We start from the raw sequence: 13,861 nt of genomic DNA on the forward strand, positions 1-13,861 counted from the left end.
TAGATGACCACCCCATTGCGCCGGCGCTGATCGTAAGATGACATCCATCTTGACCAAGCACGATCTCTATCCGATCTGGAAAGGAAACCGCGATGCGAAAACTGATCAACGATCCGCGCCATGTGGCGCGGGAGATGCTGGAAGGCCTGGCCGACACCCTGCCCGGCCTGGCGCTGCTCGAGGAAGAAAACGTCTTGCTGCGGGCGGACCTTCCCGCCGGCGGCCTGCGCGACAAGGTGGCGCTGATTTCCGGCGGCGGCAGCGGCCACGAACCGGCCCACGCCGGCTACATCGGCCACGGCATGCTGGACGCCGCCGCGGTGGGCGACGTGTTCACCTCGCCCAGCGTAGACACCGTGCTGGCGGCGATCCGCGCCGTCGCCGGCCCCAAGGGCGTGCTGCTCATCGTCAAGAACTACACCGGCGACCGGCTCAACTTCGGCCTGGCGGCGGAACTGGCCCGCGCCGAGGGCATCGCCGTCGACAGCGTGGTGGTGGCCGACGACGTGGCGCTTCGCGACACCGTGGAGCCGGCGCGCAGGCGCGGCATCGCCGGCACGGTGCTGGTGCACAAGATCGCCGGCGCGGCGGCCGCCTCCGGCGCCGGCCTGGCCGAGGTCGCCGCCGCTGCGCGGCAGGCTGCGGAACAAGTGGCCACCATGGGCGTGGGCCTGGGCGCCTGCACGGTGCCGGCCACCGGCCTCCCCGGTTTTCAACTGGACAGCGGGGAGGCGGAACTGGGCCTGGGCATACACGGCGAAGCCGGCGTGCGCCGCGTGGCGACGCCATCGGCCGCCGATTTGTGCGCAACGCTGCTGGATGCCATCTTGCAAGACCGCGGCTGGCGCTCGGGACACAGGGTGGCGCTGCTGGTCAACGGCCTGGGCGGCACGCCGCCGATGGAGCTGGCCATCGTCGCCCGCGCCGCGCTGGCTCATCTGCGCCTGCGCGGCCTACAGGTGGAACGCGCCTGGAGCGGCAACTTCATGACCGCGCTGGAAATGCCCGGCTGCTCCTTGTCCCTGATGGCGCTGGACGAACAGCGCCTCAACTGGCTGGATCAAACCACCCTGGCGCCGGCTTGGCCCGGCTCAGGCCGTCTGCCGGCGCAACGCCAGCTGCGCGCCGCGCCGCCGCGCGACGCTTTCACGCCCTCGGCCGCCGCGGCCGATCCCCGTTTGCGCACCGCGGCCTGGGCCGCGGCCGACGCGCTGGACGCCGCCGAGCCGCTGTTGACCGAACTGGACGGCGCGGCCGGGGACGGCGATCTGGGCGTCAGCATGCAGCGCGGCGCGGCCGCGATCCGGGCCTTGCCCGACAGCGCATGGAGCGACCCCGCCACGGCGCTGCGCGCGGTCGGCCAGGCCTTGCGCCAAGCCATCGCCGGCAGTTCCGGGCCTTTCTACTCCACCGCCCTGCTGCGCGCGGCGCGGCGGCTGGACACGACGACCCCGCCCACCCCGAAGGACTGGGCGGCCGCCTTTCTGGACGGCGTCGCCGCCGTCGCGGAACTGGGCGGCGCGCAAGTGGGCGACCGCACCATGCTGGACGCCTTGTCCCCCGCCGCCGACGCTTTCGCCTCCGCCCTGGACGCCGGACAGACTCCAGAGACGGCCTGGCGTTCGGCGCTGACAGCGGCGGAGCGCGGCTGCGCGGCAACCGCCTCCATGCGGCCGCGCCTGGGCCGGGCCAGCTATCTGGGCGAACGGGCGCTGGGCGTGCCGGACGCGGGTGCCAGCGCCGCGCTGGTCTGGTTGAAGGCGCTGACCGGCTAGCGCCAGGCCATGGGCCGCCGCGCCCCCGCGGCGGCCCTGGCGATCAGGCCGGTCTCTCCGGCTCGGCCTCCATCGACGGATAGATCCAATCCACGCCCAGCGCCTGCCCCCACAGGCAGTCGCCCAGATCGTAATGCCACCATTCCTCGGCATAATTGCTGAAACCGGCCTGCTTCATCAGATTGAACAAGACGCGGCGATTGTGACGCACCGTCAGCCAGCGCTCGGAGGAAAAACCCAGGGCCGGATCATGCGGCGCTTCGAAGAAATCGGTGCGCGACGCCGGCTCCGCCGCATCGAAGGCCGTGCCGAAATCGCAGATCTCGCCCGTGTCCATCCGGCAGATCGCCAGGTCCACGGCGCCGCCGGAATTGTGCGGCAACACCGCGAAACGGGCGGTGTCGTCCGGGTGGGCGGCGAACAGTCGCGCCTGCCGCTCCACCGCCGCCGCGTCCCAGTCCGGGTGCGCGGCGCGCACATCGTCCAGCACCATCTGAAACAGATCCGCCTGGGTTTCGCGGCTGCGGTAGGCGTCGAACAGCAGCAAACCGTACTCCGGCGCCAGCCGCGCCGCCGTCTCGCGCAAGCGGCTCGCGACAAAGGACCGCGCCGACATGCCTTCGGCGCAGCCTTTGCGGCCGGCGCGGTAATAGCTGTTTTCCGGAAACAGGCCGTCCGCGCGCTCAAGCGCGCAGGGCGCGTTCTCCGCCCGCATCCGCGCCAGCGTCTGCGCGTCCGGCAGCGGATAGGTGAAATCGATGTCGACGAGCGCGTGATCGGCGGCGCTTATCCTCATGGCAACTCCCGGTCTGAAAGCAAAGCGCCCTAGTAGGCCACCAGCCGGCGGCATAGGCAAGCCCGTTTACTCATGACGATAGGCTTGCGCAAAAAGAAAACGCGGCCTAAGCCGCGTTTGGGATCCGACATTGCCTCTCCTTCATGAAGGATCGGCGTAACGCTCCTTCACCTGCCAGACATAGACCGGCAAGCCCAGCAGCAGCAGAATCATGCCCCACATCACGATGTCGGCGCCGGAGCCGTACAAGGCCCAGACCGAATAGGCGAAACCCACGCCGGCGAAGCACAGCGGCGCCAGGAAGTCCTTGCGCTGGAACTGCTGGGGGCGCATCAGCATGATGGCGAGCAAGGCCATCGAGCAAAAGGCGTAGGGCAGCAAAGTGGTGGCGGTGGCCAGCAGGATGATGAACTCGAAAATCTTGACGCCGCCGTCGCCGCCGGCGTACTTCATCGCCATCAGCACCGTCACCAGCCCGCTGGACAGCAGCAGGCCGAAAATGGGCACGCCCTCGCGGTTCATCTGGGCGAAACGGCGGGGAAACAGACCGTCGTGCGCGGCCGCGGCCGGCACGTGCGCCTGCATCAGGCTCCAGCCGTTGAGCGCGCCGAAGCAGGACACGATGGCGCCGAAACCCACCAGGTAATAGCCCCAATCGCCCCACATCAGCCGGGCGGCGTCGGCGAAGGGCGCCTGGGAGGCGGCCAGCATCGCCGGCGGCATCAAGCCCATCAAGGCCACCGTGGACAGGATGTAGAGCACGGTGGCGATCAGGGTGCCCAGCACCGTGGCGCGCGGAATGTTTTTTTCCGGCTCGATCACGTCGCCTGCCGGCACCGACGCCGATTCCAGCCCCAGAAAGGCCCACAGGGTCAGCGCCATGGTGGCGGACACCGAACTGAGCAGCGGCTTGTCGTGAGGGTTGAACACGATATTGTCCGGCTGCATGTGGAAAAAGCCGATGAAAGTGACGGCGGCCAGCGGCAACAGCTTGAGCAAGGTGGTCGTCACCGCCACCAGGCCGGAACTGCGCGCGCCGCGGCTGTTGATCCAGGTGACGATCCAGATCAGGCTGATGGCGAACACGCCGGCCAACACATTATTGTGGCCCAGCGCCGGAACGAATACCTGCATATAGCTGGTGGCGGCCACCGCCAGGGCCGCATTGCCGGCCCACAGCGCAATCCAGTAGCCCCAGGCGATCCAGAAGCCGGCGAAACCGCCGAAGGCTTCGTGAATATAGGCGTACGGCCCGCCTTCCTTGGGCAGGATGGCCGCCAGCCGGGCAAACACCAAGGCCAGGCAGATCGCGCCGGCGGCGGTGAGCAGCCAGCCTATCATCGACACGCCGCCGAACGGCGCCAGCGACGCGGGCAGCAGGAACACGCCGGAGCCGATCATATTGCCCACCACCAAGGCGGTGCACATCCATACGCCCAGCGCCCGGGTCTTGGTCTTGCTGTCTAAATTGGTATTGCTCAAGGCTTGGTCTCCATCGGGCCTGCCGATTGACGGGCGCGCCGCGCGCGCATGTTTACGTTCATGCGATGGCGCCGGCGGAATTGGCCTGGCCAGTTCCGTTCGCATTCAGACTGATACGGCTGAAAAAGCGCCCATGATAGAGGGCCTCGCCCGCAAGCTGGGCATGCTTTCTTCAAACCGCTTGACCGGAGTCAACTGAAGCGGGACTTTGCGCCAGTGCGCGCGCATGAAAAAAAGGCGGCATTAGAACACAAATTCGACATAAAAACATGTCGCATTTTCCGCATATCAAGGAGAAGACGATGGCGACCCGCTTGCCGCGGCCGATGATGCGCAACAAGCGCGTGCGCAGATGCCAATATAGGCCAGCCGGGATGGAAAAAAAGACGTCAAACGCATAATTTTGGCATAAAACGGCGCAATTCAGCCGGCAAGCACCGGTCCGACCGGCACGCGCGCCAGCGACCAATGCGCTCGCGCCCACTGCCACAACTCGGCCAGGCCGCCGCACTCCTCCGGCGGAACATGCCCCAGGCGGCTTAAGGCCAGGCGCAAGGCCGCGGCGGCGTCCTCGGCCGCCACCGCCGGCGCCAGCGTCTGCTTGGACAGCTTCTCCCCCGCGGCGTTGACCAGCACCGGCAGATGACAATAACCCGGCGTCGCCATGCCCAGCGCCTGCTGCACCGCGACTTGGCGCGGCGTGGATACCAGCAGGTCGGCGCCGCGCACCACATCGTTCACCCCTTGTTCCGCGTCGTCCACCACCACGGCCAATTGATAGGCCCAAAAGCCGTCCGCGCGCAGCAAGACGAAATCGCCGATGTCGGCCGTCAGATTCTGACGGTAGGGCCCTTGCAGGCGGTCCGCCACCACGGTGTCGCCGGGCGCCGCCCGCAAGCGCCAGGCGCGGCCGCCCTCTTCCGGACGCCGCCGCCGACAATGGCCGGGATAGACGTAGCCGTCCAGGCCGCGCCGCGCGGTCTTGGCGATCTCCTTACGCGTGCAATTGCACGGATAGGCGTGGCCGGAGGCGATCAACTGCTCCAGCGCCTGACGATACAGCTCGTGGCGACGGCTTTGATACACCACTTCGCCGTCCCATTCGAAGCCATAGGCGTCCAGCGTGCGCAGGATGGCGTCGGCGGCCCCGGCCACCTCGCGCGGCGGGTCCAGATCCTCCATCCGCAGCAGCCACTCGCCGCCGCGCGCGCGCGCCTCCAGATAACTGCCGACGGCGGTGCACAAGGAGCCGGCGTGCAGCAAGCCGGTGGGACTGGGGGCAAAACGCCCGCGATAGCGAGAAGAGTTCATGACGGATAGGAAATTTACGGCGGCAATGCGTTGTGAAGGGAATTTCTGGCTAATAATGTTGACTGATACGCTCGAATCATCGCCCCGCCGCCGCGCCAAACGGCGCCGGCCGGCTTTCGACGACCAAGGAGCTGAACATGGCCTACGTTGTAACCGATGCCTGCATCAAATGCAAATACACCGATTGCGTCGATGTCTGCCCGGTGGACTGCTTTCACGAAGGCCCCAATTTTCTGGCGATCGACCCCGAGGAATGCATCGATTGCACGCTATGCGTGGCGGAATGCCCGGTGAACGCGATCTACGCGGAAGACGACGTTCCGCCGGGACAAGAGGGTTTCGTCGCGCTCAACGCCGAATTGTCCAGGCTCTGGCCCACCATCACGGAGAAGAAGGACCCGCTGCCGGACCATGAGGACTGGGCGGAAGTCGAAGGCAAGCTGCAACACCTGGAGCGCTGAGAAGCTCGCCCGGTCTCGCTAAGCGCGAGACCGGGCGAAACGCTTGGAAACGAGGAAGGCAAGCGCATTGCGTCTCACGACGCGCGGCGGACGTTGAGCCGCATCAGATAAACAGCTCGATATCGCCGGACTTGCCGGCCACCTCCGGCTGCATCACCTGCTGACGATAGCGGGTCTCCTCGCTGATCAGGCTGCGGCTGCGCTTGAGCTTCTTGACCAACACCTTGCCGCTGTCGGTGAAGAAATACACTTTGCGCGCGCAGTCGCCCAACAGGTCCTCGGCCAGAATGGGAATCCTTTCCGCATCCAGGTAGCCGTGGATGAAGCGGCGATTGCGCTCGCCCACGTTCATCACCGACATGCCCTCCAGCACATTGCCGCCGCCGAAGACCTTGGCTTCCATCCGATGGCGCATCGCGCCCAGTTTCTGCATTTCGGTAATCATCAACTCCATCGCGTGCACGCCGAAACGGGCGGCGGACGCACCCTCGCCCACCTCGATGCTGCCCTCGGGCAACAGGAAATGGTTCATGCCGGCCACATTGGCTGTCCGGTCCAGCATGCATACGGCCACGCAGGAGCCCAACAAGGTCACCAGCAGCTGCGGCTGGCCGGTGACGTAGAAGCCGCCGGGAAACACCTTCACCGCCTGGCTTTGAAAATGCTTGTCGAAATACGAATGGCTGCTGAAATGCACCGCGCCGTTCTTCATAACATCGCCTTTTCCGCCTTGCCGTACAGGCAGGCCATGATTTTGGAGGGCAGCGCGTCCAGCGGCCACTCCTGTTGCACGCCGCCGGCCTTCATCGCTTCCCGCGGCATGCCGTACACCACGCAACTGGCCTCGTTCTGACCGAAGGTGACCGCGCCGGCGTCGCGCATCCTGCGCAGGCCGTCCGCGCCGTCCCGCCCCATGCCGGTCAGGATCACGCCGATGGCGCGCTTGCCCAGGCAGCGCGCGGCGGAGTCGAACAGCACGTCCACCGACGGCCGGTGCCGGTTCACTTTGTCGCTCTGATCCAATTCGATGCGAAAACCGTCCGCGGCGGCCTGCACCCGCATATGCCAATCGCCCGGCGCGATATAGGCCACGCCCTGCCGCACCGGCTCGCCCGCCTCCGCCTCCTTCACCCGCATCGGACAGCTGGCGTTCAAGCGCGCGGCGAAGCTGGCGGTGAAATGCTCGGGCATATGTTGAACCACCAAGATGGGCGGGCATGTCGCGGGCAGGCCGCTCAGCAGCGCGCGGATCGCCTCGGTGCCGCCGGTGGAGGCGCCGATGAACAACACCGCCTGCTGCGCGCCGGCACCCAAGGGCGGCGCCGGCGGCGGAACATCGGCCGGGCGATGAAAACGATGCGGCGCCCGCACCCTGGCCGCGGCCGCGGCCCGTATCTTGTCCCGGATCTCATCGGCGTAATCGCCCATGCGCCTGGCGATATCGTGCGCCGGCTTGGACAGAAAGTCGATGGCGCCCAGCTCCAGCGCCGTCAGCGTCGCCTCCGAACCCTGCTGCGTCAGCGAGGAGATCATCAGCACCGGCGTCGGCCGCAGCCGCATCAGCCGGCGCAGGAACTCCAGGCCGTCCATCCGCGGCATTTCAACGTCCAGCGTGATCACGTCCGGATCCAGCGCGCGGATGCGCTCGCGCGCGATCAGCGGATCGGAGGCGGTGGCCACCACTTCCATGTCCGGCGCTTCGTCGATGATGGAGGTCAGCAGATTGCGGATCAGGGCCGAGTCGTCCACCACGATTACCCGAATTTTCTTTTCCAGCGCCATCCACGCTCCCGGATCGATAAACAAGGCTCATAAACTCGCGCCGCAGCGCGACGGCCGGACGCACGGAACGCCTGATCAGGCCAGCCGGTAGCTGGTCTTGCCGCAGGGGACGAAGGCGTCGCTCAGGTGCAGGATGTTTTCCGAATGCCCCAGCAGCAGCAGCCCGTCCGGAGCCAGATGCCGCGCCATATGATTGAGTATGGCCGCCTGCGTCGGCTTATCAAAATAGATCAGCACATTGCGACAGAAAATGACGTCGAACTCCCCCAGCGGCGGCCATTCCTCCGCCACCAGATTCATCTGGAAAAACGTCATCGCCTCGCGCACGCGTTTCTTCAGGCGCACCTTGCCCTCATTGGCGCCTACGCCCTTGTCGAAAAAACGGCGCAACTGCGGCTCCGGCAACTGGCTGACGCGCTCACGCAAATACACGCCGCGCATCGCCTGTTGCAGCACATGGGTGTCGATGTCGGACGCCAGCAACTCGCAGGGGAAGGGCCGCAAGCTCTCCGTCAGCTCCGCCATGGTGATGGCGATGGAGTAAGGCTCCTCGCCGGTCGAGGACGCCGCGCTCCAGACCCGGTAGGGCCGGCCGCGCTTGCGCCAGCGCTCGGCGTGGGCGCGCAGCATGTCGAAATGATGCGGCTCCCGAAAAAACGAGGTCAGATTGGTGGTCAGCGCGTTGATGAAATTCTGCCATTCCTCCGACAAGGCGTCCTGATCCAAGCGGTCCAGATACTCGGCGAAGCTTTTCAGGCTCAAAGCCCGCACCCGCTTGGCCAAGCGCGCGTAGGCCATATGCGTCTTGCTGTCGTTGAGGGCGATGCCGACCCGCTGGTACACCATGTCGCGGATGCGGCGAAAATCCTCGGGCGTGAACGTGATGTCCAATTCCAAGCCCGCCAACACGGCCCCTCCGGACCTGTGCCTCAAAACTCCTCCCACTCGCCGTCGCTCAGGTCCACCTGCGGATGCAGCCGCGCCGGCACCACGATCTTGCCCGCCGGCTTAGCCGGCGCCGGATTGACGCCGCCGGCATGGGCGGCCGGCTCCGCCGCCGACGCCACGCGCGTCGGCGCTTGCCGCAGACGCGGGCCATGTTCTCCCAACTTGAACACCTGCACCGCGTCGTCCAGATAGCGCGCCTGCTCTTCCAGCGACTCCGCCGCCGCCGCGGCCTGTTCCACCAGCGCGGCGTTCTTCTGCGTGTTCTCGTCCATCTGCGTCACCGCCAGATTGACCTGTTCAATGCCCGAGCTCTGCTCGATCGACGCGGCGGAGATATCGCTCATGATGTCGGCGACGCGGCGGATGGAGATCACGATCTCGTCCATGGTGCTGCCGGCCTCGTCCACCAGCTTGGAGCCGGACTCGACCTTGGCCACCGAGTTGCCGATCAAGCCCTTGATCTCCTTGGCGGCGGCGGCGGAGCGCTGCGCCAGATTGCGCACCTCGCTGGCCACCACGGCGAAGCCGCGCCCTTGCTCGCCGGCCCGCGCCGCCTCCACCGCGGCGTTGAGCGCCAGGATATTGGTCTGGAAGGCGATGCCGTCTATCACGCTGATGATGTCGACGATCTTGCGCGCGCTGTCGTTGATCTCGTTCATGGTGGCCACCACGTCGCCCACCACCTTGCCGCCGCGCGCGGCGATGTCGGAGGCGCCGGTGGCCAGCGTATTGGCCTTCTTGGCGTTCTCCGCGTTCTGCCGCACCGTGCTGGTGATTTCCTCCATGCTGGAAGCGGTTTCCTCCAGGCTGGCGGCTTGCTGCTCAGTGCGGCTGGACAGATTGGCGTTGCCGGAGGCGATCTCGCGCGCGGCGGTGTTGATCGCGTCGGTGGACTCCTTGATGTTGGACACGATTTCCTTCAGCCGCATCACCGTGGTATTGGTATCGTTCTGCAACTGGCTGAACAAGCCCTGGTAATCGCCCTTGATCGCATGGGTGAGATCGCCCTTGGCCAGAGCCGCCAGCACGGTGGCGATATCGCCCAGACCCTGGCTGGTCACCGCCAGCAATTGGTTGACGCTTTCGCCCAACTGGCGGAAAAAGCCGTCCTTGCCTTCCAGATTGATGCGCCGGTCGAAATCGCCGGCCGCGGCGGCGGAGATGATGCTGGCCACCTCTTTCTCTATCTCCACCTCCCCGGTACGGTCCTTCCATTCCACCACCGTACCCAAACGGGAACCGTCGGTGCCGAACACCGGATTGGCCACCAGGCCGAAAATGCGCGTGCCTATATTGATCTGCGCGCGATAAGTGGCGCTCAGATTGGCCAACAGATCGCGCTGATGCGCCGGATTGCTGTGGAAAACATCCATATTGGCGCCCAGCATCGCGCGCGCGTCGAAATTGGGCAAGGCCTTGCGCAGATCGGCCTCGGCGCGACGCATCATCTCCAGCACGCTGTGATTGGTGTAGATGATGTTGCGCTCGTTGTCGGCGATCATCACATTGGTGGAGGCGTTGTCCAGCGCGTTGCGCACCCGGATGTTCTCGATCGCCTTCTCGGCCAGCAAGCTCATCGACGCGAACAAGCTGTGCTGGTCGCCCGGTTTGACCTTGATTTCGGAGCGCACCTGGCCTTCGGTCAACTCCCGCATCACTTTGACCAGTTCCGCCGGCTCCCCGCCCAGTTGGCGCATCAGCGAGCGGATGATGAAGACGCCGAAGCCGACGCCGATGAGCAGGGCCAGCAGAGTAAAGGCGAACAGCAGTTTGTAGGCCTGCCGGGAGTTGTCGCTGGCGTCCTGTCCCGCCTTGCGCATCAGATTCTCTTCAAACGCGATGTAGCGGTCGATCGAAGCCATGTATTTGAGCTGGGTGTCGCGCAGGGTGACGAACAGATAATCGCGGGCCTGCACATCGCGCCCCTGCGCCTGCATGCGCCGGAACACGTTCAGCTCGGAGCGGAAACTGGCCTCGTCGGAGCGCATCGCCTCGAAAAGCGGCCGCCCGGCGCTGCCGACATTCGGCTCCAAAGCCGTCATCCGCTGCGTCAGATTGGCCAGGCTCTCGTCGATCTGCTGGTTGAACTCCTTGACCAGTTGGGCATCCTTGCTCAGCAGCAGATTGCGCACGTCCCGAGACGCCAGATCGACATTGGCGGCGATCTTGTGCGCGGCGCTGACCTGCGGGATATGCACGCCGGAAATATTGACCAGATCATCGGCCAGTCCCTGCAGCTGTCTGACCGCCAGCGTCATCGCCACCGCCAGCAACAGGATCAGCAGACCGAAGCCCAGGATCAGTCTATGGATCACTTTCATATTGTTCATGCTTCGCCCCCTAATTCGCTTGCACTCGAGCCGCGGCGTCAGTCAACGCCATTTCCTCGCTGCCCATCAGCCTCTCGATATCGACCACGATGATCATGCGCTCGTCCAGCGTGCCCAGTCCTTCGATATAGGCGGTGTCCACCGCCGCGCCAAACTCCGGCGCGGCGCGCAGCGCATCGCTCTCCAGCTGAATCACGTCCGACACGCCGTCCACCACCGCGCCGATGACCCGCCCGCACACATTCAGCACGATCACCACGGTGAACGCGTTGTACACCGGTTCGCCTATGCCGAACTTCAGGCGCAAATCCACGATGGGCACGATATGGCCGCGCAGATTGACCACGCCCTTGATGAAGTCCGGCGCGTTGGCGATGCGGGTCACCGCGTCGTAACCGCGGATCTCCTGCACCTTCAAAATATCGATGCCGTATTCTTCCGTCCCCAGCGTGAACACCAGCAGCTCATTGCCCGAGCGTCTCTGCGCCAGGCCCGGACCATCCCGTTCCGCCACCATTTCTTTATCCTTGTTGTTTCATGCGTCCAGCGCCATACGCTGGTTGTGCCGCGCAATCGCGGCGATGTCCAAGATCATGGCCACCTGACCGTCGCCCAGGATCGTGGCGCCGGAAATGCCGTCCACCTTGCGGTAATTCGTTTCCAGATTCTTCACCACGAACTGCTGCTGGCCGATCAGGTCGTCCACCAGCAGCGCCAGCCGGCTATTGCCGGCCTCCACGATCACCAGGATGGCCTCGCTCGGCGTCCGCCTCGCGTCCGGAATGGAGAAAAACCGGCCCAGCGGCACAATCGGCAGGTACTCGCCGCGGATGGCCACCACCTGGCCGCGAGCGGCCACTGTCTTGATTTCGCTCGGCGCCGGCTGCAAGGACTCCAATACCGCGCCCAAGGGCATCACATAGGTTTCCGCGCCGATGCGCACCGACATGCCGTCCATGATCGCCAGCGTCAGCGGCAGATGAATGCTGATGGTGGTGCCGATGCCGGCCATGGAGTCGATCTCCACCCGGCCGCCCATGCTCTGAATGTTGCGCTTGACCACGTCCATGCCCACGCCGCGGCCGGACACTTCGGTCACCTCGGCGGCGGTGGAGAAGCCGGCTTCGAAAATCAGATTCCACACCTCGGCGTCGCAAAGCGAGGCCGGCGCCGCCAAACCGCCTTGCCGCGCCTTGGCCAGAATCCGCTCCCGGTTCAGCCCGGCGCCATCATCGCTGACTTCGATGACGATATTGCTGCCCTGATGGAAGGCGCGCAGCGTCAGCCGTCCCACCGGGTCCTTGCCGGCCGCCTGCCGCGCTTCCGGGGCCTCGATGCCGTGGTCCAGGCTGTTGCGCACCAGGTGAGTCAGCGGATCGGACAGCTTCTCGATGAAGCCCTTGTCCAGCTCGGTGCCCTCGCCCATCATCGTGAGCTCCACCTTCTTGCCCAGACGGCCGGCCAGATCGCGCACCACGCGCGGGAAGCGGTTGAACACGAAGGCGATCGGCGTCATCCGGATGGACATCACCGCCTCCTGCAATTCCCGCGCGTTGCGCTGCAAGGCGCCGATGCCGCCTAGCAGGCGCTCGTGCGCCACCGGGTCCAGACCCGCACCGGACTGCGTCAGCATGGACTGGGTGATCACCAGCTCCCCCACCAGGTTGAGCAGCAAATCCACCTTGTCGATATTGACCCGGATCGAATTCTCGCCCACCGCGCCGCCGCGCGCAGCCGGCTTGGCCACGTCGGGGTCCAAGGCCGGCGCCTCGTCCTGCGGCGCCGCCTCGGCTGGCGGCGGCTCGAACAGGCCGAAGCCGTCGCCCTCCAGCCAGACAGAAGCGTCCGGCTCCGGCACCGCCTCGAGAAACAGCCCGAAGCTGCCCTCCTCCTCCACCCCATGATCGACGTTGATGCGGAAGCTGTCCTGCGGCAAGGCGAAGGCCAGCGACTCCGCCACCTCGGCGGCGTCCAGCGGCGAGGTGAACACCGCCACCCAGGGCAGCTTGTCGGCGTCCTCGCCGTGCTGCACCACGCTCAAGTCCCCGTGCTCGGCCAGCGACTCCAGCAAGGCGTCGATATCGACGCCGTCCACCACGTCGATTTCCAGGTACAACGTCCAGTGCCGCGTCTCCTCCGGCGTCGCCCGCCGCGTCGCGGCCTCCGCCGGCGCGGCGGCCAGCGCCTCCAGCTGCGCCTTGAGTTCGCCGGCCAGCGCCGCATCGGCCTCGCCCTTGCCCTTGTGCGCCGCCAGCATCCCGTACAGCACGTCCTTGGCCCGCAGCACCAAATCCACCAGATCCGAACTCAAGGCGCGCGCGCCGCGCCTCACCTCGTCCAGCAAACCTTCGAGCACATGGGTCAGATCCGCCATATCGGCGAAACCGAAGGTGGCGGCGCCGCCCTTGATCGAATGCGCGGCGCGGAACACCGCATGCAAATCCTCCTGCTGCGGACAGGACTGGTCCATGCCCAGCAGCAGGCTCTCCATGCTGGACAAGTGTTCATCCGCCTCATCAAAAAACACTTGATGAAACTGCGACATGTCGATTGCCAAAAGCTCGCTCCTCGCCGTGCCCAAGATCAGCCGATTCAGCCGATCACGCGCTTGACCACATCCAGCAGCTTCTGCGGATCAAAAGGCTTGACCAGCCAGCCGGTGGCGCCGGCCGCGCGGCCAAGCGCCTTCATCTGATCGCTGGACTCCGTGGTCAGCATCAGGATAGGCGTCGTCGTATACGCCGGCAGCTTGCGCAAGGAGCGGATCAAGGTCAGCCCGTCCATGCCCGGCATGTTCTGGTCGGTCAGCACCAGATTGAACTGCCCACCCTGCGCCTTGGCCAGGCCGGCGTTGCCGTCTCCGGCCTCCACCACCTCGTAGCCGGCGCTTTTCAAGGTGAACGACACCATCTGTCGAATCGAAGCGGAATCGTCAACCGTCAGTATTTTTTTGTGCATAACATCCCCGTTTCAGGA

12 protein-coding genes are annotated in these 13,861 nt (G+C 65.7%); 2 read left to right on the top strand and 10 right to left on the bottom strand.

Annotated features, from left to right (window positions below; all coding sequences use genetic code 11):
• The first annotated feature begins 92 nt into the window (after window positions 1-92).
• On the top strand, window positions 93-1,775 hold the full coding sequence (locus ACODRW_RS17320) for a dihydroxyacetone kinase family protein (protein WP_488906293.1): 1,683 nt from the start codon (window positions 93-95) through the stop codon (window positions 1,773-1,775).
• 43 nt (window positions 1,776-1,818) lie between these two features.
• Here ACODRW_RS17320 and ACODRW_RS17325 read toward each other — a convergent pair whose 3' ends face one another.
• From ACODRW_RS17325 to gluQRS, 3 genes are all read right to left on the bottom strand, one after another.
• Complete coding sequence (locus tag ACODRW_RS17325; protein ID WP_488906294.1) at window positions 1,819-2,571, bottom strand: M15 family metallopeptidase; 753 nt, start codon at window positions 2,569-2,571, stop codon at window positions 1,819-1,821.
• A 141-nt stretch (window positions 2,572-2,712) separates the two neighbouring features.
• Window positions 2,713-4,053, bottom strand: coding sequence for an amino acid permease (locus ACODRW_RS17330; RefSeq protein WP_227107177.1), 1,341 nt, complete (start codon window positions 4,051-4,053; stop codon window positions 2,713-2,715).
• A 423-nt stretch (window positions 4,054-4,476) separates the two neighbouring features.
• Entirely contained in the window at window positions 4,477-5,364 is an 888-nt protein-coding gene (gluQRS, locus tag ACODRW_RS17335) for a tRNA glutamyl-Q(34) synthetase GluQRS (RefSeq protein ID WP_488906295.1), read from the bottom strand.
• Window positions 5,365-5,501: 137 nt separating this feature from the next.
• Here gluQRS and fdxA point away from each other — a divergent pair, with 137 nt between their 5' ends.
• Window positions 5,502-5,825 (top strand): ferredoxin FdxA, encoded by a 324-nt coding sequence (gene fdxA, locus ACODRW_RS17340; RefSeq protein WP_107798342.1) that lies wholly within the window; start codon window positions 5,502-5,504, stop codon window positions 5,823-5,825.
• A gap of 103 nt (window positions 5,826-5,928) precedes the next feature.
• On the opposite strand, the gene cheD is transcribed toward fdxA, so the two are convergent.
• From cheD to ACODRW_RS17375, 7 genes are all read right to left on the bottom strand, one after another.
• Window positions 5,929-6,537, bottom strand: coding sequence for a chemoreceptor glutamine deamidase CheD (cheD, locus tag ACODRW_RS17345; protein WP_107798341.1), 609 nt, complete (start codon window positions 6,535-6,537; stop codon window positions 5,929-5,931).
• Window positions 6,534-7,607, bottom strand: a complete 1,074-nt coding sequence (locus ACODRW_RS17350; RefSeq protein ID WP_488906296.1) for a protein-glutamate methylesterase/protein-glutamine glutaminase — start codon at window positions 7,605-7,607, stop codon at window positions 6,534-6,536. The genes cheD and ACODRW_RS17350 overlap by 4 nt, the downstream gene beginning before the upstream one ends.
• 75 nt (window positions 7,608-7,682) lie before the next feature.
• Window positions 7,683-8,516 (bottom strand): CheR family methyltransferase, encoded by an 834-nt coding sequence (locus ACODRW_RS17355; RefSeq protein ID WP_227107171.1) that lies wholly within the window; start codon window positions 8,514-8,516, stop codon window positions 7,683-7,685.
• A 20-nt stretch (window positions 8,517-8,536) separates the two neighbouring features.
• The gene (locus tag ACODRW_RS17360; protein WP_488906297.1) at window positions 8,537-10,885 is read right to left on the bottom strand and encodes a methyl-accepting chemotaxis protein; all 2,349 of its coding nucleotides are present in this window, start codon (window positions 10,883-10,885) and stop codon (window positions 8,537-8,539) included.
• Between the two features lie 10 nt (window positions 10,886-10,895).
• The gene (locus ACODRW_RS17365; RefSeq protein WP_227107169.1) at window positions 10,896-11,402 is read right to left on the bottom strand and encodes a chemotaxis protein CheW; all 507 of its coding nucleotides are present in this window, start codon (window positions 11,400-11,402) and stop codon (window positions 10,896-10,898) included.
• A gap of 18 nt (window positions 11,403-11,420) precedes the next feature.
• Entirely contained in the window at window positions 11,421-13,430 is a 2,010-nt protein-coding gene (locus ACODRW_RS17370; protein WP_488906298.1) for a chemotaxis protein CheW, read from the bottom strand.
• 47 nt (window positions 13,431-13,477) lie between these two features.
• Window positions 13,478-13,843 carry a response regulator gene (locus ACODRW_RS17375; protein ID WP_043635932.1) on the bottom strand — a complete coding sequence of 122 codons (366 nt, stop codon included), beginning with the start codon at window positions 13,841-13,843 and terminating at the stop codon, window positions 13,478-13,480.
• Between the last annotated feature and the right edge of the window lie 18 nt (window positions 13,844-13,861).

Source organism: Chromobacterium sp. FG89 (assembly GCF_057808735.1).

Excerpts from the sequence above, each read along its gene's own strand:
- cheD (WP_107798341.1), bottom strand. The coding sequence starts at position 6,537 with ATGAAGAACGGCGCGGTGCATTTCAGCAGCCATTCGTATTTCGACAAG.
- ACODRW_RS17320 (WP_488906293.1), top strand. The coding sequence starts at position 93 with ATGCGAAAACTGATCAACGATCCGCGCCATGTGGCGCGGGAGATGCTG.
- ACODRW_RS17325 (WP_488906294.1), bottom strand. The coding sequence starts at position 2,571 with ATGAGGATAAGCGCCGCCGATCACGCGCTCGTCGACATCGATTTCACC.
- ACODRW_RS17350 (WP_488906296.1), bottom strand. The coding sequence starts at position 7,607 with ATGGCGCTGGAAAAGAAAATTCGGGTAATCGTGGTGGACGACTCGGCC.
- ACODRW_RS17360 (WP_488906297.1), bottom strand. The coding sequence starts at position 10,885 with ATGAACAATATGAAAGTGATCCATAGACTGATCCTGGGCTTCGGTCTG.
- gluQRS (WP_488906295.1), bottom strand. The coding sequence starts at position 5,364 with ATGAACTCTTCTCGCTATCGCGGGCGTTTTGCCCCCAGTCCCACCGGC.
- ACODRW_RS17365 (WP_227107169.1), bottom strand. The coding sequence starts at position 11,402 with ATGGTGGCGGAACGGGATGGTCCGGGCCTGGCGCAGAGACGCTCGGGC.
- ACODRW_RS17370 (WP_488906298.1), bottom strand. The coding sequence starts at position 13,430 with ATGTCGCAGTTTCATCAAGTGTTTTTTGATGAGGCGGATGAACACTTG.
- fdxA (WP_107798342.1), top strand. The coding sequence starts at position 5,502 with ATGGCCTACGTTGTAACCGATGCCTGCATCAAATGCAAATACACCGAT.
- ACODRW_RS17375 (WP_043635932.1), bottom strand. The coding sequence starts at position 13,843 with ATGCACAAAAAAATACTGACGGTTGACGATTCCGCTTCGATTCGACAG.